At 60.1% G+C, this 17,309-nt stretch carries 31 protein-coding genes; 1 reads left to right on the top strand and 30 read right to left on the bottom strand.

Annotated elements, in window-relative coordinates; all coding sequences use genetic code 11:
• Positions 1 to 13 precede the first annotated feature (13 nt).
• The 10 genes from ACNFIA_RS16855 to ACNFIA_RS16900 all read right to left on the bottom strand — a co-directional run bounded on the left by ACNFIA_RS16855 (position 14) and on the right by ACNFIA_RS16900 (position 5,544).
• Positions 14 to 997 (bottom strand): hypothetical protein, encoded by a 984-nt coding sequence (locus tag ACNFIA_RS16855; RefSeq protein WP_416786836.1) that lies wholly within the window; start codon positions 995 to 997, stop codon positions 14 to 16.
• A gap of 92 nt (positions 998 to 1,089) precedes the next feature.
• A complete protein-coding gene (locus ACNFIA_RS16860; RefSeq protein WP_370601883.1) occupies positions 1,090 to 1,509 on the bottom strand; it encodes a phage protein NinX family protein in 420 nt (139 codons plus the stop codon).
• A gap of 94 nt (positions 1,510 to 1,603) precedes the next feature.
• Complete coding sequence (locus tag ACNFIA_RS16865; protein WP_370601884.1) at positions 1,604 to 1,945, bottom strand: hypothetical protein; 342 nt, start codon at positions 1,943 to 1,945, stop codon at positions 1,604 to 1,606.
• A 299-nt stretch (positions 1,946 to 2,244) separates the two neighbouring features.
• Entirely contained in the window at positions 2,245 to 2,739 is a 495-nt protein-coding gene (locus tag ACNFIA_RS16870; RefSeq protein ID WP_416786838.1) for a hypothetical protein, read from the bottom strand.
• 49 nt (positions 2,740 to 2,788) lie between these two features.
• Positions 2,789 to 3,280, bottom strand: coding sequence for a hypothetical protein (locus ACNFIA_RS16875; RefSeq protein ID WP_370601887.1), 492 nt, complete (start codon positions 3,278 to 3,280; stop codon positions 2,789 to 2,791).
• Between the two features lie 34 nt (positions 3,281 to 3,314).
• The gene (locus ACNFIA_RS16880; protein ID WP_416786841.1) at positions 3,315 to 3,617 is read right to left on the bottom strand and encodes a hypothetical protein; all 303 of its coding nucleotides are present in this window, start codon (positions 3,615 to 3,617) and stop codon (positions 3,315 to 3,317) included.
• 15 nt (positions 3,618 to 3,632) lie between these two features.
• Positions 3,633 to 3,863: a hypothetical protein gene (locus tag ACNFIA_RS16885; RefSeq protein WP_370601889.1), complete on the bottom strand. Its 231-nt coding sequence runs from the start codon at positions 3,861 to 3,863 to the stop codon at positions 3,633 to 3,635.
• 176 nt (positions 3,864 to 4,039) lie between these two features.
• Positions 4,040 to 4,747, bottom strand: a complete 708-nt coding sequence (locus ACNFIA_RS16890; RefSeq protein ID WP_416786844.1) for a hypothetical protein — start codon at positions 4,745 to 4,747, stop codon at positions 4,040 to 4,042.
• A gap of 142 nt (positions 4,748 to 4,889) precedes the next feature.
• Positions 4,890 to 5,255, bottom strand: a complete 366-nt coding sequence (locus ACNFIA_RS16895; RefSeq protein ID WP_370601891.1) for a hypothetical protein — start codon at positions 5,253 to 5,255, stop codon at positions 4,890 to 4,892.
• 55 nt (positions 5,256 to 5,310) lie between these two features.
• On the bottom strand, positions 5,311 to 5,544 hold the full coding sequence (locus ACNFIA_RS16900) for a hypothetical protein (protein WP_370601892.1): 234 nt from the start codon (positions 5,542 to 5,544) through the stop codon (positions 5,311 to 5,313).
• Positions 5,545 to 5,762: 218 nt separating this feature from the next.
• Between ACNFIA_RS16900 and ACNFIA_RS16905 the strand changes: the two genes are divergently transcribed.
• Positions 5,763 to 6,464, top strand: a complete 702-nt coding sequence (locus ACNFIA_RS16905) for an ERCC4 domain-containing protein (protein WP_416786848.1) — start codon at positions 5,763 to 5,765, stop codon at positions 6,462 to 6,464.
• A 63-nt stretch (positions 6,465 to 6,527) separates the two neighbouring features.
• Here ACNFIA_RS16905 and ACNFIA_RS16910 read toward each other — a convergent pair whose 3' ends face one another.
• The 20 genes from ACNFIA_RS16910 to ACNFIA_RS17005 all read right to left on the bottom strand — a co-directional run bounded on the left by ACNFIA_RS16910 (position 6,528) and on the right by ACNFIA_RS17005 (position 16,979).
• Positions 6,528 to 6,707: a hypothetical protein gene (locus tag ACNFIA_RS16910; RefSeq protein WP_370601894.1), complete on the bottom strand. Its 180-nt coding sequence runs from the start codon at positions 6,705 to 6,707 to the stop codon at positions 6,528 to 6,530.
• Positions 6,708 to 7,264: 557 nt separating this feature from the next.
• A complete protein-coding gene (locus ACNFIA_RS16915) occupies positions 7,265 to 7,672 on the bottom strand; it encodes a hypothetical protein (protein WP_416786850.1) in 408 nt (135 codons plus the stop codon).
• 15 nt (positions 7,673 to 7,687) lie between these two features.
• Entirely contained in the window at positions 7,688 to 8,059 is a 372-nt protein-coding gene (locus ACNFIA_RS16920; RefSeq protein ID WP_416786852.1) for a hypothetical protein, read from the bottom strand.
• Positions 8,060 to 8,188: 129 nt separating this feature from the next.
• Entirely contained in the window at positions 8,189 to 8,482 is a 294-nt protein-coding gene (locus ACNFIA_RS16925; protein ID WP_370601898.1) for a hypothetical protein, read from the bottom strand.
• Between the two features lie 23 nt (positions 8,483 to 8,505).
• A complete protein-coding gene (locus ACNFIA_RS16930; protein ID WP_416786854.1) occupies positions 8,506 to 8,715 on the bottom strand; it encodes a hypothetical protein in 210 nt (69 codons plus the stop codon).
• 129 nt (positions 8,716 to 8,844) lie between these two features.
• Entirely contained in the window at positions 8,845 to 9,036 is a 192-nt protein-coding gene (locus ACNFIA_RS16935) for a hypothetical protein (RefSeq protein WP_370601900.1), read from the bottom strand.
• A 3-nt stretch (positions 9,037 to 9,039) separates the two neighbouring features.
• Positions 9,040 to 9,333 (bottom strand): hypothetical protein, encoded by a 294-nt coding sequence (locus tag ACNFIA_RS16940; RefSeq protein ID WP_370601901.1) that lies wholly within the window; start codon positions 9,331 to 9,333, stop codon positions 9,040 to 9,042.
• Between the two features lie 216 nt (positions 9,334 to 9,549).
• Positions 9,550 to 10,152: a hypothetical protein gene (locus tag ACNFIA_RS16945; RefSeq protein WP_416786856.1), complete on the bottom strand. Its 603-nt coding sequence runs from the start codon at positions 10,150 to 10,152 to the stop codon at positions 9,550 to 9,552.
• 87 nt (positions 10,153 to 10,239) lie between these two features.
• Positions 10,240 to 10,584 carry a hypothetical protein gene (locus ACNFIA_RS16950; RefSeq protein ID WP_416786859.1) on the bottom strand — a complete coding sequence of 115 codons (345 nt, stop codon included), beginning with the start codon at positions 10,582 to 10,584 and terminating at the stop codon, positions 10,240 to 10,242.
• 25 nt (positions 10,585 to 10,609) lie between these two features.
• On the bottom strand, positions 10,610 to 11,371 hold the full coding sequence (locus ACNFIA_RS16955) for a GIN domain-containing protein (protein ID WP_416786862.1): 762 nt from the start codon (positions 11,369 to 11,371) through the stop codon (positions 10,610 to 10,612).
• Positions 11,372 to 11,428: 57 nt separating this feature from the next.
• Positions 11,429 to 11,998 (bottom strand): hypothetical protein, encoded by a 570-nt coding sequence (locus ACNFIA_RS16960; protein ID WP_416786864.1) that lies wholly within the window; start codon positions 11,996 to 11,998, stop codon positions 11,429 to 11,431.
• A gap of 136 nt (positions 11,999 to 12,134) precedes the next feature.
• Complete coding sequence (locus ACNFIA_RS16965) at positions 12,135 to 12,611, bottom strand: hypothetical protein (protein ID WP_416786866.1); 477 nt, start codon at positions 12,609 to 12,611, stop codon at positions 12,135 to 12,137.
• An 89-nt stretch (positions 12,612 to 12,700) separates the two neighbouring features.
• Positions 12,701 to 13,090, bottom strand: a complete 390-nt coding sequence (locus ACNFIA_RS16970) for a hypothetical protein (protein WP_416786868.1) — start codon at positions 13,088 to 13,090, stop codon at positions 12,701 to 12,703.
• Between the two features lie 9 nt (positions 13,091 to 13,099).
• Positions 13,100 to 13,921: a DUF6094 domain-containing protein gene (locus tag ACNFIA_RS16975; protein ID WP_416786870.1), complete on the bottom strand. Its 822-nt coding sequence runs from the start codon at positions 13,919 to 13,921 to the stop codon at positions 13,100 to 13,102.
• A 95-nt stretch (positions 13,922 to 14,016) separates the two neighbouring features.
• Positions 14,017 to 14,250 carry a hypothetical protein gene (locus ACNFIA_RS16980; protein WP_416786872.1) on the bottom strand — a complete coding sequence of 78 codons (234 nt, stop codon included), beginning with the start codon at positions 14,248 to 14,250 and terminating at the stop codon, positions 14,017 to 14,019.
• 91 nt (positions 14,251 to 14,341) lie between these two features.
• Entirely contained in the window at positions 14,342 to 14,893 is a 552-nt protein-coding gene (locus tag ACNFIA_RS16985; protein WP_416786874.1) for a hypothetical protein, read from the bottom strand.
• A gap of 30 nt (positions 14,894 to 14,923) precedes the next feature.
• Positions 14,924 to 15,163 carry a hypothetical protein gene (locus tag ACNFIA_RS16990; protein WP_017519989.1) on the bottom strand — a complete coding sequence of 80 codons (240 nt, stop codon included), beginning with the start codon at positions 15,161 to 15,163 and terminating at the stop codon, positions 14,924 to 14,926.
• On the bottom strand, positions 15,160 to 15,357 hold the full coding sequence (locus tag ACNFIA_RS16995) for a hypothetical protein (RefSeq protein WP_017519990.1): 198 nt from the start codon (positions 15,355 to 15,357) through the stop codon (positions 15,160 to 15,162). Before ACNFIA_RS16995 ends, ACNFIA_RS16990 begins: the two co-directional genes overlap by 4 nt.
• Before the next feature lie 81 nt (positions 15,358 to 15,438).
• Complete coding sequence (locus ACNFIA_RS17000) at positions 15,439 to 16,437, bottom strand: ParB/RepB/Spo0J family partition protein (protein ID WP_416786877.1); 999 nt, start codon at positions 16,435 to 16,437, stop codon at positions 15,439 to 15,441.
• A gap of 185 nt (positions 16,438 to 16,622) precedes the next feature.
• Positions 16,623 to 16,979 carry a hypothetical protein gene (locus tag ACNFIA_RS17005; protein WP_416786880.1) on the bottom strand — a complete coding sequence of 119 codons (357 nt, stop codon included), beginning with the start codon at positions 16,977 to 16,979 and terminating at the stop codon, positions 16,623 to 16,625.
• Between the last annotated feature and the right edge of the window lie 330 nt (positions 16,980 to 17,309).

Here is a 17,309-nt window from a genome sequence, read left to right on the forward strand (position 1 = left end):
ACGACCGGCCGGGCTAACATCGGCCCAAAACGGGGGGCTCTGTTGCCGCGGCGGCTTGATTACGTGCGGAGGCCCGCCGCTTCGGGTCGGGAATGTCCCGCCATCCATTGGGCAGAAGGCAGCGCAAATCGTATCCAAGAACGAACAGACCAGCTTCGAATGCGTGGCACCGTTCGCCAATGTCCAGATCCGGTCCGCCGTACCAGTTTGTTTTCTGAAGCACGGCCCGAATGATCCAGCCGAGGATCAGCTGGCGCTGGGCCCAGAGATGTGGGCTTTGATAGCTCAGCTGGGGCGTTCCCTTGTAGCCCATGCTGAGCAGCGCAGGATTGCGGATCTGCCGTAGGTGCTCTGCATTCGCATCGTCCAGGCCTGGCCCCCAAGCGAAGCACCGGTGGTTTGCAGTGCCGACGCCCTGCCCTTCGGGACTAGCCCTGTAGAGGTGGTAGAGCATCGCGATCGCTGCACCGACACGGCCGTCATAGATCGGGGAACCATCCGCGCAAAGCAAGGCGTGCACCTTCGTCATGCCGGAGTTGAACTTGTAGAAGACAGTCTTGCTCAGCTCCCTGAGCCTCTGGGGGCCGGCAGGGTTCAGCAGCGCAGCACGTACCGTGAGGTAATCCACCAGTTGGTTTTGGCGTTGCAGGCCTTCTAGGAAATCTTTCGAGGCAGGGACACCGCCCCAATCAAGAATCGCGGAGCAGACTTCCAGTGTTTTCAGGTCATTCCCGGCTTGAACTGCAGCGCGAAGATCAGCTCGGTACCCTTTGAGCAGGGCGGAGACTGTTGCCCAATCCCCTTTCCATTGGTACTTCGCCGTGACCGCTTCAATCCCTTGGACGCTCTCGTCAATTTGCTGAGGGACGAAGGGGCTCCGCCGAAAAATCAGGTGCGCCTGAATGGTGGGGAGAGTCTTGATCAGCCAGGTGACGAATTGCTCGATGTCAGGCTGAGCGAGGAATTCTGTTTGGTTGAAGTCTGATCGCCGTTTCATGTCCGATCCTTGGATGAGAAGCGGGGAGGGTACTCCCTAGCATGCCAGCCGGCGAGGGGCTTCCGCCGTCGAAAGCCCGTTCTCAGTTTTGGTTACGACGCTAGCAACTGCGGGACCTGAACGACCTGGCCCAACTCTTTCGCGACGATTGCGCGGCAGGCAGCAACTTTGATGCCCTTGTAAGTCTGAAAGCTCGTCCCCGAATCGAAGCAATGTGCACTTCCCCAGAACTCGGGTTGACCGCTCGCGTCTCCAGATTCGTGATTGCCCAACACAACGGATCGCTTCTCAATGAGCGGGCCAAGCTGGCTCCAGTTAGTCGAGGGGCTGTATTGAACGCCAATCTTGGCCATCTGCCCACCCGGTGAATCATCCCAGACCCAATAGCCTCCGTTCGCATTGTTGCCGAACCCCATCGGATCGTACCGAATCGGTAGCTCTTCAATCGTGGCTATCACCCAGTCCAGTGCCGGGCCAATCAAGGCATCGGTTTGCACTTCAACCATAGTCATCGTCGTCTTCCCGTGTGGTCATAAATGGATTCGACCCTGAATGGCCGTGGGAAGATTTGACGACACGTTGGTGCGTGCCACCATCAGTCGTCGGTCAATACCACTCTGTGGTGCCGTCCTTCTGCCGGCGCTCCCCGGAGTGTGCTTCTCGGTGCCAACCTTCGGGGCGGGTTTCGTAATCCTCCCAGTCCTCCAGGGCGCAGAAGGTGGCCATTCGGTCGCTGTAGCACCAGCGCCGGGAATAGCTCTGGCAGGTGAGGTCAGCAATGATCGCGTAGGTGAACATGAACTTCATGACTCCAGCGACTCGACCGCAAGGGAAGCGCTTCGCTTCGAGCAGGAAGCCCGTGGCTTTCATCCCCTCGATCTCGGCATCGGTAGGAGGCGGCAGGCTGGTGGGGTGACTCCCCAGCACGGTCTTGGGCTGTACTCTCATTGCAGTCAGACCCCCAAACCGAGAGCCCGGCGTGCTACCTGCAGGCCACACCCAGTCTCCGCGCGATACTTCCGGATGGCCTCAATCGACTGCCCGGCCTCAATTAGCTTCTTGCACTCGTCCATCAGGGCGGCGGGGATTGTCATTCCGTTAGGGCCGATGGTGTCCATGCTGTGGTCCTCAATCTGGAGTTGGTTTCGACCTTGAATGGCCGTCAGAGGATTTGAATGCCCGGTGGAGTGTGCCACCAGCGCTGATGCCAGGTATCCGCAAGAGCTGCACTGGCACCCATCATGCCTCTAGGTGGCCTCGGCGTCGGTGATGTCTTTGCACTTCCGAGCAGCTGCTGCCAGCTTGCGCTCGATGCTGGTGCCGTTGGAGTCGGCCCAGTCTTTGAAGCTGAATTGTGGGTCAAGGCGACCCAGGATCTTGGCCGCGGCCGCGCAGGCCTTCAGTGTTTTCTCGTACGCAACCAGAGGGATGCACTGCAGATCTTCCTGGCCGGCACGGAACACACTCAAGCGGGCGGTACGCCGAGAGGAACCATCCTGCTCACGTTCGCTGACCACACGGCAGCGGCGGGCGGCGTCGGCAAGCGCTCGTTCGATGCTGTAGCCGGTGGGGCCTTCCTCCCAGTCCTTGAAGGCCAAAGTCGGGTCGATCCGCTTGAAGGCTTCCAAGGCCGAAGAACAGGCCTCAACGCTCGCTTCGAAGTCCTCGGCGGAAACGCAAGTGATATCAGCTGCACCGCTGCACACTTCAATGCGGCGTGCTTTCTGAGGTTTTCGGGCCATCCAGTCAGTCCTCTTCATCCGTCCTTGTGAATGTCAGCCTCATAGTGAATCACAGCGCTGCTTGGGCAAACTGCAGAGCTGCAGTGGTGACCAGGCGCTCAGCTTCCTGAAAGTGGTCGCCAGCAGTGGTGTACTCGGCACAGGTGAGCGCCAGCCGTTCTAGCTCGCTCCCGGCTGCGAGCAGGCCGGTCCTGCGCCAGGACAGAAGCTCGCCGGCGAGCTGGCGAACATACAGCTTCGCAATGTCCTCGGCTCGCCGACTGCTTTCCTGCTTCAGGGCTCGATCCAGATCAGCGAGGATGACCTCGTTGTCTATGGGAGTGAATTTGCGACTGGTGAAGACCTTCAGGATGTCGTCGGAGCTGGGCATCTCGCCGTGGTTGATGTTGATCGTGGCCATGCCACCAATTTGGGCGGTGGCGTTCAAGAACGCCACTTTGGCCACGACATCGTTGCCCTGGTAGTCCTCGGCGAGCGTCCCGTACGCGAAGCGCTGGCCCACCAGAGGGGCCTTAATCGAGTGGAAAATGCTGATGTGCATGCCTTTCTCCTTGATGGGCCATGCCAGGCCCGGATTATCGCCTACGGGATGCCTGGAACGCCTGTGCTTTCTGGTCAAACTCATCGCATGCAGCTGCATCCGCGGGGGAGTAGTGGTACTCATCCCAACCGCCTGGATTGGCCCCTTTCCAACTCTCTTCCGCTGCTTCGAGTGTCAGGTGACCGGTGGAGACCCAGTTGAAGTCCTTACCGTATTCCACATCCCACTCCGGGTCGAAGTCATCATCGTCAGTATCGACCTCCCAGAATTCGTAGAAGGCGCGGTTCCATGTGCCGTCTTTGGACTGCCAGATAATGTTTTTCCGGTTGAACGACATAGGGCAGGCTCCGGGTTATAGGGTACGGTGGACTTGGAACGCCGGCGCGGCCAGCTTATGGCCTTCCGGGACCGGAGTGACGGACACGTCGCCCCGGTTGCAACTGATCTTCACCAGGGCTCCAACCTGATCCTGGGCATAGACCGAGTGCCCAGACGACATAGCGGCAACGAAGCGCATGTTGCCGGTGAGCAGGCGATAACCGAGGGCGGTGAGCTGTTCGAGGTGAGAAGGCTTGGCACTCATGGGATTCTCCTGGCAAGTGCTCGTTTCTGATGTGGCCATGTTCGAGCCGTACCGTGCGTGCCACCACCAGGCCCAGGGTGTATTTTTCGTCTGAAGCTGGTTGGTTTTCAGGCTTTAAGTGCGGAGGTGAAGCGGGCGGAGCGCCGGCCGCTGTTTTGGCGGACGGCGCTGCAGGCTCAGATGAGGACTTCGTGGATGCCGTTGTGAGTGCAGGCCTCGGCTTTGTAGCCGGCGGCAAGGAGAGCTTTAGCCAGAGTGCTTGCGTTGGAAGGGGTGTTCACCTGAATTGCCGCTCGCTTGACGGCGGTTTGCACCCGCACTCCGTGCAGCTTAATGCCCAGCACCTTGCAGGCCGATTCGATGCACTGCTGGAACTCAGGACTCTGAGCGGGCTTGTCGATCAGCTTGGCAGCTTGGGCGAACTGGTATTCCTTGACGGCGCCGTCGAAGTCCACCGGCGTATCGAACGGCACGTTGTAGAGTTCGAGCGGAACGTGGCCGGCCCAGGTGGATTCGAATACGTCCGGGACGTCCTCTCCGAAGACACTCCAGACGACAGCCAGGCAGTAGCCGTGAAGGGGATCAGCAACGCAGAAAGTCGGGTAGGTCACCACGGCGTCGGTGAAGGCCTGACGGATTGCAGACTTTTTCGGCAGGGTCACAAGCCAGTAGCCGTTTCCGGCATCCTGAGTTGAGAGGCGCAGGCGGATGACCTCCGGCCAGATGTCATTGAGCCGGGTGAGCGGGCTGAAAGACTTGCCGCGATAGCGGATTTCGCCTTCCCAGAAGTCGAAGGGTGCCCAGTCCGGATCTTCACTGAAGTTGCCCAGCGCCAGCGCGACGTAGAAGTTGAGAAGGTTCCCCTGAAGAGCCAAGGATTTCATGCGTGCATCCAAGTTCGTTGAGATGCACCCATGATCAGATCCGATCGGGTGTGCCAGAACCAGGTCATCTGGTCTTCTGGCTAAAAGGTTGCGCGGATTCTGAGGTCCGAATATCCGGTATCAACCAGGGCGCCGATGGGCGTTAGACGACTTCAGCCACCAGATACTGAGATTCGGACTCGAAAAGGCCCACGACAATGTCACGCCCTTCCCGGGCCATCCGATGGGCATCGATGTAGTAGCCGAAGCGCTGAGCCATACCTGGGTTTTGGGACCAGGACCTCGTAATTACGTCAGCGCCTTCGCTGCAGTCGACTAGAAACTCATCGGTGTCTGGCTGGTGTACGAGGAACCCCAGGAAAGGCGAGCCAGGCGGTATACCGAGCTCGTCCCGGATGTCATCAAGAGTCCGCTCTACCAGGCCCAACTCTGCGGCCGCTTTGTGCTTCGCAGCGATGGACTGGGCTACACGTTCTTCCAGGGTGCCGCGGTTCTTGGCTTGTCCCATCAGATTCCTTCCTTGTCTCTGAAATGTGTTCGAGCTTGCGGGGTGGAGCCCGCAGTCACTTCGTTGCCTTGTCGATCGCGAAGCCGTCCCGCACCCACGTATAGATCCGGTACAGCGTAGAGGGGACAAAGTAGGTGACGAGGGCAATGGCGGCCACGATGACCCATCCACCAGATTTAATGCGCACGAAACCATCTGTTTCGATGGCAACCCAAAGCACCCAGCATGCGGCTACCACTATCCCCAGGATGATGCAGACTCTGCGCACCCCTTCAGGTAGTCGTTTCATTTTCCAATCCTCGTCCTTGATTTGTCATTCGGGTGTAGCCGCCCCATAGGATCGGTTCGGGCTGCGTGATTCGGATTCTAACTGAGTTGTCGGACCTGCACCCTAGCCCCACCGAGTCAACCATTCTCGGCCCCGGGAAACGGAATGGCCACTCTGCCTGGCGGTTGAGCTGGTAGCCGGTATATTGAGACTCAAAGCCTACTGATTCAGGTAATGCAATGGTCAAGGTCTACGTCGACGCGCGCGAAATCGCCTCGCGCATCCCAGATGCCCTGCGTGAGCTGGGGGCAGAGGTGGAGATCGTGAACTTGGAGGTGGGCGACTACGTCCTGAGTGCTGACCTGGTGGTGGAGCGTAAGACCGCGATCGACTTTTGCGTGAGTGTCATGGATGGGCGCTTCATCAACCAGTCCGGAAAAATGGACCTGAACTTCAAGCGCAAGCTCTGGCTGATCGAAGGGGACGTGTTTGCGGTGCGCAGCAAGATCGCGCCCGAAGCACTGGAGGGGGCGTTGAGCTACCTCGCGGTTGTCCTGCAGCAGACAGTCCTTTGGTACAAGGGCAGCAGCAGAGCCGCGGCGATGATCTACAGGCTCGCCAAGCATGAACAAGATGGATTGGGCTACATCCCAGCGACACGCAAAGGGAAAGTGCCCCCCGGCGTCGGCCAGTCTCTGTTCACCCTGGAAGGACTCAACGGCTGTGGCCCGGTCGCCGCGCGTAAATTGCTCGATCACTTCCGCTCCGTGCATGCGGTAATGAACGCCTCGGTTGAGGAGCTGTGCGCAGTGAAGGGCATCGGCCCGAAGAAGGCCCAGGCCATACACGACGGGATTCACTTCCGGGTTCCGGAGGGCGAGTCGATTGAGGACCAACCATCGTTGCTGGCCGATCCCCCGGCCACCGAACCACTGGTCTGATGAAGACCTGACCCCAAAAGCAAAAGGCCCCGCTTCGCGGGGCCTTGCATGAGGGGGATAGTTCTACACGTCATCCCCGGTGACGAATCCCGTGAAGAACTCCAGCCAAAGCCCGGCGTTGTCGTCCCCCAGCACCAGGGGATAGTGCTCGGGGTTCTCCGCATGCGATTTGCGATACTGGGCAGCGAAAGCCTCAAGGTCCTGCTTCATCTCTTCTACAAACTGGTCGAGGCTCTGTGCCATGTTGGTACCTGTAGTCCTTCTGGAGTCATCGCCAGGTTCAGCTGGCGCTGGGGTGCATGGGAGAGTGGCCTGCTGACACCTGCCGGCGCGATGTGCCGCCGCTGCGAGGGCGCGTCTTGCGCTGTCCCAGCCTCATCCTTGGGGCCGTGTCCGCGGACGGGGCTACCGGGTTCCGGTCAAGCCACTCTCCAATGAGTCCATCTTGTTTCGATAATGGCGAACCTTATTCAGCTCAGAAAGCAGGTCTAGAACAGTCGAGGCTAGGTGGTCTTTCCCTGGACAGTGGTCAACTGTCTGTTGATGCGCCTGCAAGGCCACGTCAGCGACCTTTATTGCCTCCCATGCTGCATTGCTTGCACTCGAACTGTGTTGCTCCAAGGCCTCCTCTCTCAGTCTTACTGCGAGATTGCGCAGCGCCTTGGCGTCTCTTTCCAACACTGGTATCAGCCCGCGAGGTGATCGAACAGGTAGCACCTGCATGTGCTGCCAGCCCACACCCAGTTGCCCGGCAACCTGATCTTGAGCCAGCAGCGCGCGTGAAAGTCTGAAGATCCTTGTCATTGCTCCGCACCAATCAATAACGGCAGACTCAGCTGCCAGTTGGCCACCGCCTCATCTAGGATCTGCGCTGCTTCCTCGTCGTCGGCGTCACAGCCGCGGCCGGCACCCAGCGCCTCGGCGTTCATCTGCTTCAAAGCCTCCTCGCCGGCGTTGGTACCGCTCATCCTGTCGATCGCCAGCCAGGCCTCAAGGTCCTTATCAGCTAGGAACCGGTAGGGGTCGACCACCAGGCCGCAGGAGAAAGTGAAATCCTCGTTCTGGATCAGCGCGCGGCAGTTTCGATCATCGCCCAGGGCCATGCCCAGGTCGCAGACCTGAGCGACACAGCACAGTCCACATCCGTTGCAGGGGTCACCCTCAACCGGTTTGTCCAGGACTACGGCGTCAATCAGTTGCCAGCGCATGTGCAGTTCGAACCCTCAGTTCGGGAACCAGATGGAGAAGATGATCATTATGGGCAGAATCCCAAGGGCAGTGGATGTCATCGACGCAGCATCTGCATCTCCGGGCAGCTCAGGCAAATTCAGGCCATCTTTTACGACTGCAAGGCAGAACACATTCAGCAGGACCATGACTACCAGCACCAGGCCGCCGGCTGCAATCCAGCGGAGCCGGGCCTGCTCAAGACTGACTCCGCGGCTATAAGCCACAGTGCCGTCGAGGATGGGAGGTTCAAATGCCTGGAAGTCGCCAGTCATGGCGAGCGTGACCAGCGCGAAAGAGCAGAAGGCCGCGATCACCAGACCGGAGATGGCCAAGCCGATAGCCGGGGCAGAAACGGGTAGCTTCATCTTGAACAACCTTGAGGTTGCAGTGGGCGGGGGCATGGGAGAGTGGCCGGCACTGCCAGGCACTCTCCGATACCCCCCGGAAGGGGTAACGGGCCTGCTGCGGGGACCCCGGCAGGCGCGGGTGATGATTTAGCTGGGTATGGCCTGCAGCTCGTTGAGCTTGGCCATCTCCTTGTCGATCGACTTTCCGTTCTTCTTCCGCCAGGCGATCTTCATCTTGTAGAGATCGATCAAGCCGGCGTGGGTGCAGCGGTAGTAGTCGCCGGAATCATCGGAGCCGCATTTTTCGAGATGGCCCAGGGCGACCCGCTCCTCGACGATTCCGTCCAGATCACTGAACCGAGCAGCCTCCATCGGTGCGACGTGGAGTGGACGCTCCAGGCTGGCCAGCCAGAGGACCTTTTCAGCGTTGAATTTGGCCATTTATCGTCTCCTGGGCCTGTGGGTTATGCCGGGGTGCAGTGGGAGATTTCCACGCAGCCGGAGATGCCTTCCAGGAACACAACGGCGGTGTGGCCTTCCAGAACCTGAGCCGGGGTGGTCGTGACGGTGCGCTTCGGCTCAGCGCCCTTGAACGAGCGGTAATCCACCGAAACGCCTACCTGGTTGGCGCTGTTCCACTTTTCGACTTCCATGGCGGGGTTGGGGCGGGGCATGTTCAGTTCTCCTATTCGGTTTCGGTGTTGGCAGTAGCGGACAGCACGCTGTTTGGCCGTTATGCGCCGACGCCTGCGTGCTCTCCGGTAATGCCAGGGTTTCCCCCTGCTGCAGCAGGGGGAGGGGCTTCACCACTTCTCGACCAGTTCGCCGGTCACTGCGATGCGCCAGGTGTAGCGCTGGCCATGTTTCTCATGGTCGGGAGGGCAGCTGTAGGTGACGCTACCGTTTTGGTTCAAGCTGCGTGGCTTGGTCATGCGTCCGCAGATCGGGCACTCGAGCGACGGATAGTCGTTCTTAGTTTCAACCGTAGTGGTCATCGCTTACTCCGTGTCAGCCAGAGGGGTTGGCCCCTTCGCTTCGGCCAGCCACTGACGGAGGGTGCCGACGAAGACGCCGGGCTTGTCTTCCTCCTGCCAGGGCTTGTCGAGCAGGTCGCCTACCACTTCGACGCACTCGTCGATTTCGTCTTCTTCGACTTCGTGGATGTCGCAGTGCAGCTGGCGCGCTTCCGCCTCGTCGCCGGCAGCGTAGTAACAGGTGTCGTTGATCAGGTAACAGCGCAGGGCCAGGGCCTTCACGACCGGCTGGCCGTCCAACGTCAGTTGTTCCATCATGGTTCTCCTTTGGGTCGCCCCTTTCGGAGCTGGATAGTCTCTGAGCCGCGGGTTATTCGGTCCCGGCGATGATCGCGCGGGCCCAAGCGCGGGCTGCGTGGAACGAGTAGCCCCTGGCCGGCTCGTCTGCAAAACCGCCGTAGCGCCAGCCTCGTACGTGGTGGAGTAGGGTTTGTGCGGCTTCGCTCATGTCAGTGCCCCCTGGCGTGTGCTTGGTTAGCAGGACTCGCCTCGGAGCAGGCCGTCTTCGCCAAACTCCGATGCACCGTCACCACCATTAAATTCGCCATCCAGGTGTGCCAGAACCAGTCCGGCACGCGGGAGGAGTCCAACGAGAACGCCCATGCCTTCATGCGCGGCCCCGCTGGGGTCGTAATTCGAGTTGTTCTTGGTTCGGGCGTCTTGCTGCCCGGCCTGATAACCGGAGATGTAGGTGCTGCGCAGTCGCTCGTAAATCGCGATGCGAACTTGGTCGCCAACGGCGCAGTCACCGCTATCCGGTCGGCGCTTCTTCGCGAACGTGTTCCAGAGACTGATCAAGCCAGGCTCGGTGAAGGTAGAGACCGACTTTTTGCAACTCGGACAGGCGGCCTTGAGGAATTTGCCGAGGGTATTGCTCTCATGGGTAACCTCGGGAGGTCGCTGCTCCCCGCAGCGGCACAGGTTGTAGGTCGGCGGTGCGGTGAGAACCGCAATCTCCGCCAATGCTGCGGACAGCTCCTGCTCGGCCTTGTGAAGACGAGCTTCCAGGTCGGCAAGGGTGGCCTGGGTGGTGGCAGACTCCGGGGAGGGGGAGGCTTGTTCCTGCTTGTTGCTCATCTGGTCGGTTCCTGTGACTGAGGTTGATGTGGTCTGGTGCTGCGTGACCACATCTTCGTCTCGTCTAGCTGTGCCAGAAGCCCAGCCTCAACTGGCTTGCGGAGCGCTCTGCTGACCCAGCGCGAACCACTGTTGAGCGACGTCGTAGGATTCGCCGTCAACTCCGTGGCGATCCCAGAGATGATGGAAGTCCGTCTTGGCCGGCATCGCTTGTGCAGCCAGAGCTGCCGCGTTGATCGTCGACTCAGCCACACCCAGGGAGGCAACGTTGCCGGTGTACTCAGCACACAATTTCGCGAGCTGGCGCACCTTCCCGCCAGGGAGCAGGATGGAGGTCTCTTTCCAGGAAAGAAGCTCGGCCGCGCACTCGCTCAGGTGCAGCTTGGCGAATTGGTTGGCACGTTCACGAGCATCGAGAAGTTGAGAGTTCATGGTGCTGATCCTTGTTGGCCGAGGATTACTTGAATTTGATCTTGCCGGAGCCGGCTACACGGTGATCGCGCTGTGCCGGGTTGCCGTAGATCACGATGTCGCCGGAGCCCGCCACGCGCGCACGTGCTGATTGGCTGGCGGATGCTTTGATGTCGCCAGAACCTGCGACGCTGAGGTCTACCGCTGCTGCAGCTAGGTCACGCGCATCGACATCGCCAGAGCCGGCGATGTCGACTTCCAGGTTGTGGACGGTGCCTTGCACAGTCACGTCTCCCGAGCCCTTGACGCTGACCTCGAACTCTTCCTGCTGCAGGCCATACAGGCTGATGTCGCCGCTGCCTTTGACTCGGACCTGGGGCGCAATCGGCAGGCTGATAGCCACCAGAACGCGACCTGCACTGGTGGAGTTGCCTCCGACATTGATGGAGCCCTTAGGCCCGTTGAATTGGATGTGAATCCCGCCGACGTGGATGTCTCGGCCAACCACGATGTTGCCGTTGCCAGAGACATTGATGTTCCCGCCGCCGGCAATGATCACGTTACCTTCCCGCTCGATGATCAGTTTGTCGCCCGAGATGCTGGTCAGGACCCGCTCCACCGCCTCTTTCGTTTCGCCGGCCACTACCAGTCGCGGGGTCTCGTCGCGAAAGAAAACGACATCTACAGCGCCCTTGATGTCGAGTTTCTTCACCTGAGTAATCGGCCGGGAGTCCTTGACGTAGTCCTTGGCGCGGTCCCATTCGGTCCCTTTGGCTTCGGGTGCAAATTCGGTGAGAGGGTTGGTCATGAAGAGCTCCTTCTACGGCTCTATAGGTGCTGTGGCTTGAGTTCGTATGGGAGATGATCAGGCCGATGCGGGCGTGCCAGAAGCGGCCACCTCGTGGTCCATCAACAGGATTGCCCCTTCCTCAGGACACTCATCGTGGTAGGCGTACAGGCCCGTCTCCGGAAAATCGGCGTCCATCTCATGGGGCTCGATTACCAGTGTCTGCTCAAGCTGGTCAGGGGTACCGTCTGGAGCCAGGAACTCCAGTGCGTTCTGCAGTTGGTAGCCGTTCATTACCAGGCTTGGTCCTTGGAACGGCTCAGCATCCACGTCGTCTGCATCGAACGCGGCCATGCCCTGGGTTGGCAGTGGCTGAGCCGGTTCATGGTCGACCAGGAAAATGGCGATATCGTGGGGGTGTCTCTCGTGGCGCGCGTACAGACCGGACTCCGTGCAGCGAAATTCCTGCTTGGCGTCGTGCAGCTCGATCACCAGACGGTGGGGCAACTGCTCCGGAGTGCAGCCCGGGGCCAGAAACTCCAGTGCATTGCGGAGTTCGTATCCGTTGATTGCTAGGCCAGAGGCCTGCGAACGCGGTGTTGCCACGGCCTGGGCCCCGGCTTTCGAAGGTGACGGGATGAACGACATGTTGGCTCCACTTGATTGGGGGTGGGCGCTGCGGTGCCACGTGCGACCCGGTTAGCGCTGAGGATGATTTTCTCGCCGCTGAATTTTGGGTACCAACCAAACCAGCCCCCTACGATCCCGGGGGCTGGGTGATCGGTCAGAACTTGCAGGGGACGTCGACGAGCACTGCGGCGCTGATGTGGCTGAGGGTGTCGAGGTAGTTCTCGCCCATCCAACCGCCGATGCAGCTGTTGAATGCGTCGCCGTCGAAGTCGAAGGGCTCGGCCTCGGCAATGGTTCCGTCGCGACTGAGCCCCAGGCCGATAAGATCGCCGTTATCGGTGAGGTAGGCGTAGTGGTAGTCGTCCAGGCGCAGGGCCTTGTCCGGATTGCCGGTAAGGATGCGGCGGTATTCCGCGAGACAGCTCTTGAAGGTGTAAACCTGTACCTTGAGTTCGCGGAAAATCTGGACCACCTGCTCGCTGGTCAGGCCGAGGTCCTCGTCTCCATTCTTGAACCACCAGCGCTCGAATGCGTCTTCATCGGCGAAGTCGTGTATTACTTGGAGGTAGAGGTCCAGAGTCTCGAGAACGCCGACTTTGGCATTTACCAAGGGATCAGTTGTGATGGTCATAGTGGACTCCTTTATTCGATGGAGCCCAGCGTAGAGGTAGAGGGGGCGTGCCAGAACCAAGTAGGGAACAATCTGGGCTGATGCCCAGGTCAGCGCCTGTTGAACAGTAGTTTGAGCTGGCGCTTGATCCTTCCCAAGATTCCGATCTGGCCGGTGCTGCGATTCCACTGGCCTTGACCCAGATACGTTTCGAGCACCAGGTGCGGTTCAGCGCGCACCCGGAAGAGAAAGGCACTGATGGTGCGGCAGTGGTGGCATACCCCGTGGCCATCAATCATCACTACGTTGGGCAGCACCTGGTTCCAGCTTCCCCTGAAGTCCTGATTTCGGATCTCGCTCTGGCAGCAGCTGCATCGCGGCCGCACCGTCCTGAGCTCGAATCCTGATGGGAATGTGAAGGGGAGGTGGTCAGCGATCACCTCTCCGGCCTGGAACTGGGCAATCATCGCCTGCAGCTTGTCCTGGGAAACCTTGGTCATCACCAATCCTCACGCTGCCAGCATGTCGAGCTGCTCCGGCTTGGCGTAGCGGCCGGGGGCGGTGCGGCGGGCTGTCATCTGGCACACCTTGCGCACCTGGGCCTTCCAGTTCGGATTTTCGGTAGGGCGGCGATCTGCGACGTAGGAGTAGATCTGCTCCAGGGACGCCTCACCGTCGAACAGGTCAAGCGCATCAGCGACGATGGCGCGCCAGGTCGACGGGCCCTGCTTCATTGCCTCGTGGATGTCCTTGGGCAGGCTCTGCAGGTACGCCAGCTCGTGATAGAGGCTAAGGCCGACCATCAGCCGCTGCTGGTCCTTGGTGAAGGTCACGAATGCCAGGGGGTACTTGAGCCCGTCGTAGAGGTTCCGAGGCAGCATTTCCTGCTGAATGGCCCAAAGCTCGTTGTAGCGGCACACGCGCGCCGCGGTCTGCAGGAAGTAACAGGGCAGAACGAAGCCCACTTGGCCGTTATCCATCAGCATGCCGTGCACGCGATCGAGCAGGCGCTCGATGAACTTGGTCTGGAAGGGTGGGTTGCCCAGGACCAGAGTGGGCCGCTCCTCGACCTCGATGTCGAAGAAGTCGCCGGTGACCACTCTCCGGCCAGTCAGCTCGCGTGCTTGCTGGGCCAGGCTCGGGTCGATCTCAATCCCCATTGCAGGGACATGAGCCGGGATTGCCTGGAGGAACCGGCCAGGCCCACAGGTCGGTTCTACCACGAAGTCGGTACCGGTGAGGTGGCTGAAGTTTTTCCGGACGATTGCTGCTGCAGCCCAGGCGGGCGTCGGATACTGGCCGAGGTCGATCTGGGTGATGTCGTTGCTCATGGGGTGAGTCCTGGTCCGTGATTTTCTGGACTCAGGATCAGGGCATGTCACCAGTGCCACCACCGGGCGAGAGAGCGCCGGGGTTTACAAAGTTGTCATGACAGCAGGATGCCCAACTGCAAGCGGAACGAGATCAGCAACCAGACGACTACGAAAAATGCGAGCGCCAAGCCGGTCCAGCTGAAGGCCAGGTACCCAATTTCCCAGCTTGGCCGGATGCGTTTCGCCTGCCGGAACGTCAGAACAGCCAGGACCATCGCCCCCCCGTTCAGCCCAAGGTTCCACCACGCTCCATCCGTCGAGAGTAGGAATTTGATGAAGTCCAACATGTAGCACCCAATGCGTTCGATGGGAGCTGAGGCTGATTGCGTCAAGCGAGGGTTTCAAGTCAAAACCCCGGCCGCGAATTCCAACCTGGTGCTATCGCGAGCGGAGGTCGTGATTCTGGAAGAGTGCTGACAGTGCATTGATTGCAAGATCAAGCTGGCGCTCGTCTGCTCCAGGTCCAGCAAGCTCCCGTACCTGTTCCTTGAAGGTAAGGGGCACAGCAGCTTCATTTCCAGCCTCGACATGCGCCAGGCGGTTCTCCAGAGCTTCGAGGACATGCTTCAGCGCCTGAAGCTGGCGCTCATCGTCTGCACGGGAGGGCGAATCCCAAACATCCTCACTGAAGAGGTATTTGTTCGCCTCCGAAGACATGGGCTGACCGATGCGCTGGGCGTGGAGGAATGCTTCGCGCCGGTTCAAGTAGGTACCGTCGGCCAGGTAGAAGCCCTGCGCTACCCCGGCGCTCCCAATGGGCAGATCCAGGCCAAGGACCTCGTGACCGTACTGGATGCAGTGAGTGTGTCTGTTGGGCCTGGGCAGGGCGACCATTACGTCCCCCTTGATCATGGCCACACCGATGATGGGGAGGTCATTATCGGGGAGCTGCCCCACGGGAAGTTCGGACGCCTTCGGCTGTTCTGCCACAACGGTGGCTCCTGGAGTGGGGAGGGGTTACTAGCTCAATGCGGCCTGGAGGGCGGCGACGGCCTCTTCGTACAGTTCTTTCCGCCAGTATCGACCAGAGTAGTGCTTGCGCTGCCTGACCCTTGCCATGCCCAGCTCGTAGCCGCGGAGAGTCTCACTGACGGTAACGAAGCCTTTGTGCCCGCCCTGGCCGACAGCGGTGATGATCACCCCAAAGGATTCATCAGCTTCGGCCGACCAACCTTCAGGGAGGGTGATGGGTAGGTTCATTTCCGGTCTCCGGCATTAGCGATAATTCGCAGGCAGTGTTTACAGGTCACCTCATCGTTATTCAAGGTGACTTTTCGCATGTATCCGCACTTGGTGCCACGCAGGCCCCAGGTGTGATAAGCCTTGGCGATGGCCACCGGCATCGCTCGCTCCGGATCAAAGCTGTAGGCATGGACTTTTGAGGCCTGGGCCATAAGTGGATTCCTTTCTGAGGGGATGGAGTCTGAATAGCGCCCCCAGTCCTCTGGGGGCGGTTGTCTCGTGCTGGCGCTTGATCAGCCAACTTTAACTGCTGGCGCAGTGTCGCCCTGGGACGATTTGAACACGGCGCGCAGGTTGGCCAGAGCCTTTGCCAGTTCCGGGAGATCCAGGTCAGCGCTGGTCAGGGTCAGTTCCAGCTTCACGCTCTCCGGAGCGCTAGCCATGAACGGCAGAGCCTTCTCCAGCTGATCGGCCAGCTGTGCCAGAACCGGGGCAGCGACGCTGATGTCCTTGCGGCCGTACAGAGCAGACGGCGCGGCGAGGGTCTTCGGGGTGATCTTGTCGGAACCGTTGCGCTGCGCTTGGGCGAGTTGCTCCTGCATGTGCACGACGGTGTCCTGGCCTGTGGCCTTGCAGTGGCGCTCAGCGTTGAGGGCGGTAGTCACCGAAGCCTGCCCATTGGCGACCATCTCTTGCACCTCCGGAGCGACCTTGAGGAGGTCCAACATCTTGCGCACGTGGGGTTCTTTGCGGCGGATTGCCTTGGCTACGCCCGCCACTGTGAAGCCGTGATCTTCGATCAGCTCGCGGTAGGTGTTGGCGAGGTCAAGCGGAGAGACCTGTACCTGTTGGTTGCTTACCAGCTGGCGCACGAGTTCGCTGGCGCGGCCACCTTCAACCTGGTTGACCCACACGCGCTTGATATCGGCGCCTTCAGAGATTGCCAGGGTCAGACCTGCGTAGCGGGTGAAGCCGGTCACCACGCGCAGCTTGCCGTTCTCAGCGACGACACCCATCGGCTCGACGTAATCGCCGGCGGCGTAGGAGTCGGCGAAACCACGCACCGCCTCTTGGTCGAACTCGCTGCGGATGGCTTCGTCGATGTTGCACACCAGGAGGCCGCAGGGCATTTCGAAGGCATTGTTGCGCTTCGGCTCCAGGTCCAGGCCCATCTGGCCGCTGGTGATCATCTTTTTGGCAGTGTCGTGAATGCTGCGCAGGGAGTTGCAGCCAGCCAGGGCGGTCATGGCGATATCGGAGATCATGTTGCTGGCGATGGTCTTGGTGGTCATGGCGGTGTCGCTCCTGTTCGGTTGATGTGGTCAGTTTCGGGGTGACCGACGCGTGCCAGAACCGGCGCCGGATGATTTTTTGGTGGGCCAATGTCTCCTGCGATCACACTCTTTCACCCCCAAACGTAGGGGCCGGAAATGCAGAAGGCCCGCGCGGTGGCGGGCCTTCGTGGAGCGCGCTGTGGTCAGCGCAGGAACAGGCGGCGGGCGTAGCTCTGGTCGATGCTCTTGTTGACCGCGGCCAAGAAGGCCGGGATTTTCTCCGCGATCTGCTCACTGGTCATGCCCTCCGGCACGTTCAGCCAGTCGGTGCTGAGGACGTTGTCACCCTCGCTGATGTAGTTGCCTACCAGCTGGAAGCCGGACGAGCGCGGTTCCAGGCTCAGCGATGCGGTCTTGGTGCCGACGATGGTTTCAACCTCCAGACGGGCCACCACGCAGCAAATTTCCATGTCCTGTTGGCTGGCTGCTGCCCAGCCATTTGCTACCAGGTTGGCGGCGATGACTTGCTTGGCGGTGAAGTATGCGGGGGTGAATTGCATGGAGGCTTCCTTCTGTGGAGTAGTTCGGTTTCGATGAGGCCATCATCTCCCGCTCTAATGCGTGCCAGAACCATCCAACCGAAAACGTCACTCCAGTCATGTGCCCGCTAGCCTCCACGCACACAACCCCTGATTTCTTGAAATGCCCGCTTTTGGGATTCCAGCCGGGCGCATTCGGCTGGGCCAGCGTGGGGCGTGCGGTATGCTCGGTTTGGTATATGCATGAGCTGCAGACGATCAGTCCCGAAGCTCTGCCCCCAACACTGATCAACTTGGAGTAAACCGCATGGCAACCCCTTCAGCAGCCAACAGGCGCCCTGAAGGTACGGC

Origin of the sequence: Pseudomonas sp. NY15437 (assembly GCF_048068435.1) — a bacterium.
Taxonomy (GTDB): Bacteria; Pseudomonadota; Gammaproteobacteria; order Pseudomonadales; family Pseudomonadaceae; genus Pseudomonas; species Pseudomonas nitroreducens_B.

Excerpts from the sequence above, each read along its gene's own strand:
- ACNFIA_RS16935 (WP_370601900.1), bottom strand. The coding sequence starts at position 9,036 with ATGACCACTACGGTTGAAACTAAGAACGACTATCCGTCGCTCGAGTGC.
- ACNFIA_RS16940 (WP_370601901.1), bottom strand. The coding sequence starts at position 9,333 with ATGATGGAACAACTGACGTTGGACGGCCAGCCGGTCGTGAAGGCCCTG.
- ACNFIA_RS16895 (WP_370601891.1), bottom strand. The coding sequence starts at position 5,255 with ATGGGACAAGCCAAGAACCGCGGCACCCTGGAAGAACGTGTAGCCCAG.
- ACNFIA_RS16885 (WP_370601889.1), bottom strand. The coding sequence starts at position 3,863 with ATGAGTGCCAAGCCTTCTCACCTCGAACAGCTCACCGCCCTCGGTTAT.
- ACNFIA_RS16925 (WP_370601898.1), bottom strand. The coding sequence starts at position 8,482 with ATGGCCAAATTCAACGCTGAAAAGGTCCTCTGGCTGGCCAGCCTGGAG.
- ACNFIA_RS16900 (WP_370601892.1), bottom strand. The coding sequence starts at position 5,544 with ATGAAACGACTACCTGAAGGGGTGCGCAGAGTCTGCATCATCCTGGGG.
- ACNFIA_RS16865 (WP_370601884.1), bottom strand. The coding sequence starts at position 1,945 with ATGAGAGTACAGCCCAAGACCGTGCTGGGGAGTCACCCCACCAGCCTG.
- ACNFIA_RS16955 (WP_416786862.1), bottom strand. The coding sequence starts at position 11,371 with ATGACCAACCCTCTCACCGAATTTGCACCCGAAGCCAAAGGGACCGAA.
- ACNFIA_RS16950 (WP_416786859.1), bottom strand. The coding sequence starts at position 10,584 with ATGAACTCTCAACTTCTCGATGCTCGTGAACGTGCCAACCAATTCGCC.
- ACNFIA_RS16870 (WP_416786838.1), bottom strand. The coding sequence starts at position 2,739 with ATGGCCCGAAAACCTCAGAAAGCACGCCGCATTGAAGTGTGCAGCGGT.
- ACNFIA_RS16930 (WP_416786854.1), bottom strand. The coding sequence starts at position 8,715 with ATGCCCCGCCCCAACCCCGCCATGGAAGTCGAAAAGTGGAACAGCGCC.
- ACNFIA_RS16965 (WP_416786866.1), bottom strand. The coding sequence starts at position 12,611 with ATGACCATCACAACTGATCCCTTGGTAAATGCCAAAGTCGGCGTTCTC.
- ACNFIA_RS16970 (WP_416786868.1), bottom strand. The coding sequence starts at position 13,090 with ATGACCAAGGTTTCCCAGGACAAGCTGCAGGCGATGATTGCCCAGTTC.
- ACNFIA_RS17005 (WP_416786880.1), bottom strand. The coding sequence starts at position 16,979 with ATGCAATTCACCCCCGCATACTTCACCGCCAAGCAAGTCATCGCCGCC.
- ACNFIA_RS16945 (WP_416786856.1), bottom strand. The coding sequence starts at position 10,152 with ATGAGCAACAAGCAGGAACAAGCCTCCCCCTCCCCGGAGTCTGCCACC.
- ACNFIA_RS16855 (WP_416786836.1), bottom strand. The coding sequence starts at position 997 with ATGAAACGGCGATCAGACTTCAACCAAACAGAATTCCTCGCTCAGCCT.
- ACNFIA_RS16880 (WP_416786841.1), bottom strand. The coding sequence starts at position 3,617 with ATGTCGTTCAACCGGAAAAACATTATCTGGCAGTCCAAAGACGGCACA.
- ACNFIA_RS16990 (WP_017519989.1), bottom strand. The coding sequence starts at position 15,163 with ATGAACCTACCCATCACCCTCCCTGAAGGTTGGTCGGCCGAAGCTGAT.
- ACNFIA_RS16960 (WP_416786864.1), bottom strand. The coding sequence starts at position 11,998 with ATGTCGTTCATCCCGTCACCTTCGAAAGCCGGGGCCCAGGCCGTGGCA.
- ACNFIA_RS16995 (WP_017519990.1), bottom strand. The coding sequence starts at position 15,357 with ATGGCCCAGGCCTCAAAAGTCCATGCCTACAGCTTTGATCCGGAGCGA.
- ACNFIA_RS16905 (WP_416786848.1), top strand. The coding sequence starts at position 5,763 with ATGGTCAAGGTCTACGTCGACGCGCGCGAAATCGCCTCGCGCATCCCA.
- ACNFIA_RS17000 (WP_416786877.1), bottom strand. The coding sequence starts at position 16,437 with ATGACCACCAAGACCATCGCCAGCAACATGATCTCCGATATCGCCATG.
- ACNFIA_RS16980 (WP_416786872.1), bottom strand. The coding sequence starts at position 14,250 with ATGTTGGACTTCATCAAATTCCTACTCTCGACGGATGGAGCGTGGTGG.
- ACNFIA_RS16910 (WP_370601894.1), bottom strand. The coding sequence starts at position 6,707 with ATGGCACAGAGCCTCGACCAGTTTGTAGAAGAGATGAAGCAGGACCTT.
- ACNFIA_RS16920 (WP_416786852.1), bottom strand. The coding sequence starts at position 8,059 with ATGAAGCTACCCGTTTCTGCCCCGGCTATCGGCTTGGCCATCTCCGGT.
- ACNFIA_RS16915 (WP_416786850.1), bottom strand. The coding sequence starts at position 7,672 with ATGCGCTGGCAACTGATTGACGCCGTAGTCCTGGACAAACCGGTTGAG.
- ACNFIA_RS16890 (WP_416786844.1), bottom strand. The coding sequence starts at position 4,747 with ATGAAATCCTTGGCTCTTCAGGGGAACCTTCTCAACTTCTACGTCGCG.
- ACNFIA_RS16975 (WP_416786870.1), bottom strand. The coding sequence starts at position 13,921 with ATGAGCAACGACATCACCCAGATCGACCTCGGCCAGTATCCGACGCCC.
- ACNFIA_RS16875 (WP_370601887.1), bottom strand. The coding sequence starts at position 3,280 with ATGCACATCAGCATTTTCCACTCGATTAAGGCCCCTCTGGTGGGCCAG.
- ACNFIA_RS16860 (WP_370601883.1), bottom strand. The coding sequence starts at position 1,509 with ATGACTATGGTTGAAGTGCAAACCGATGCCTTGATTGGCCCGGCACTG.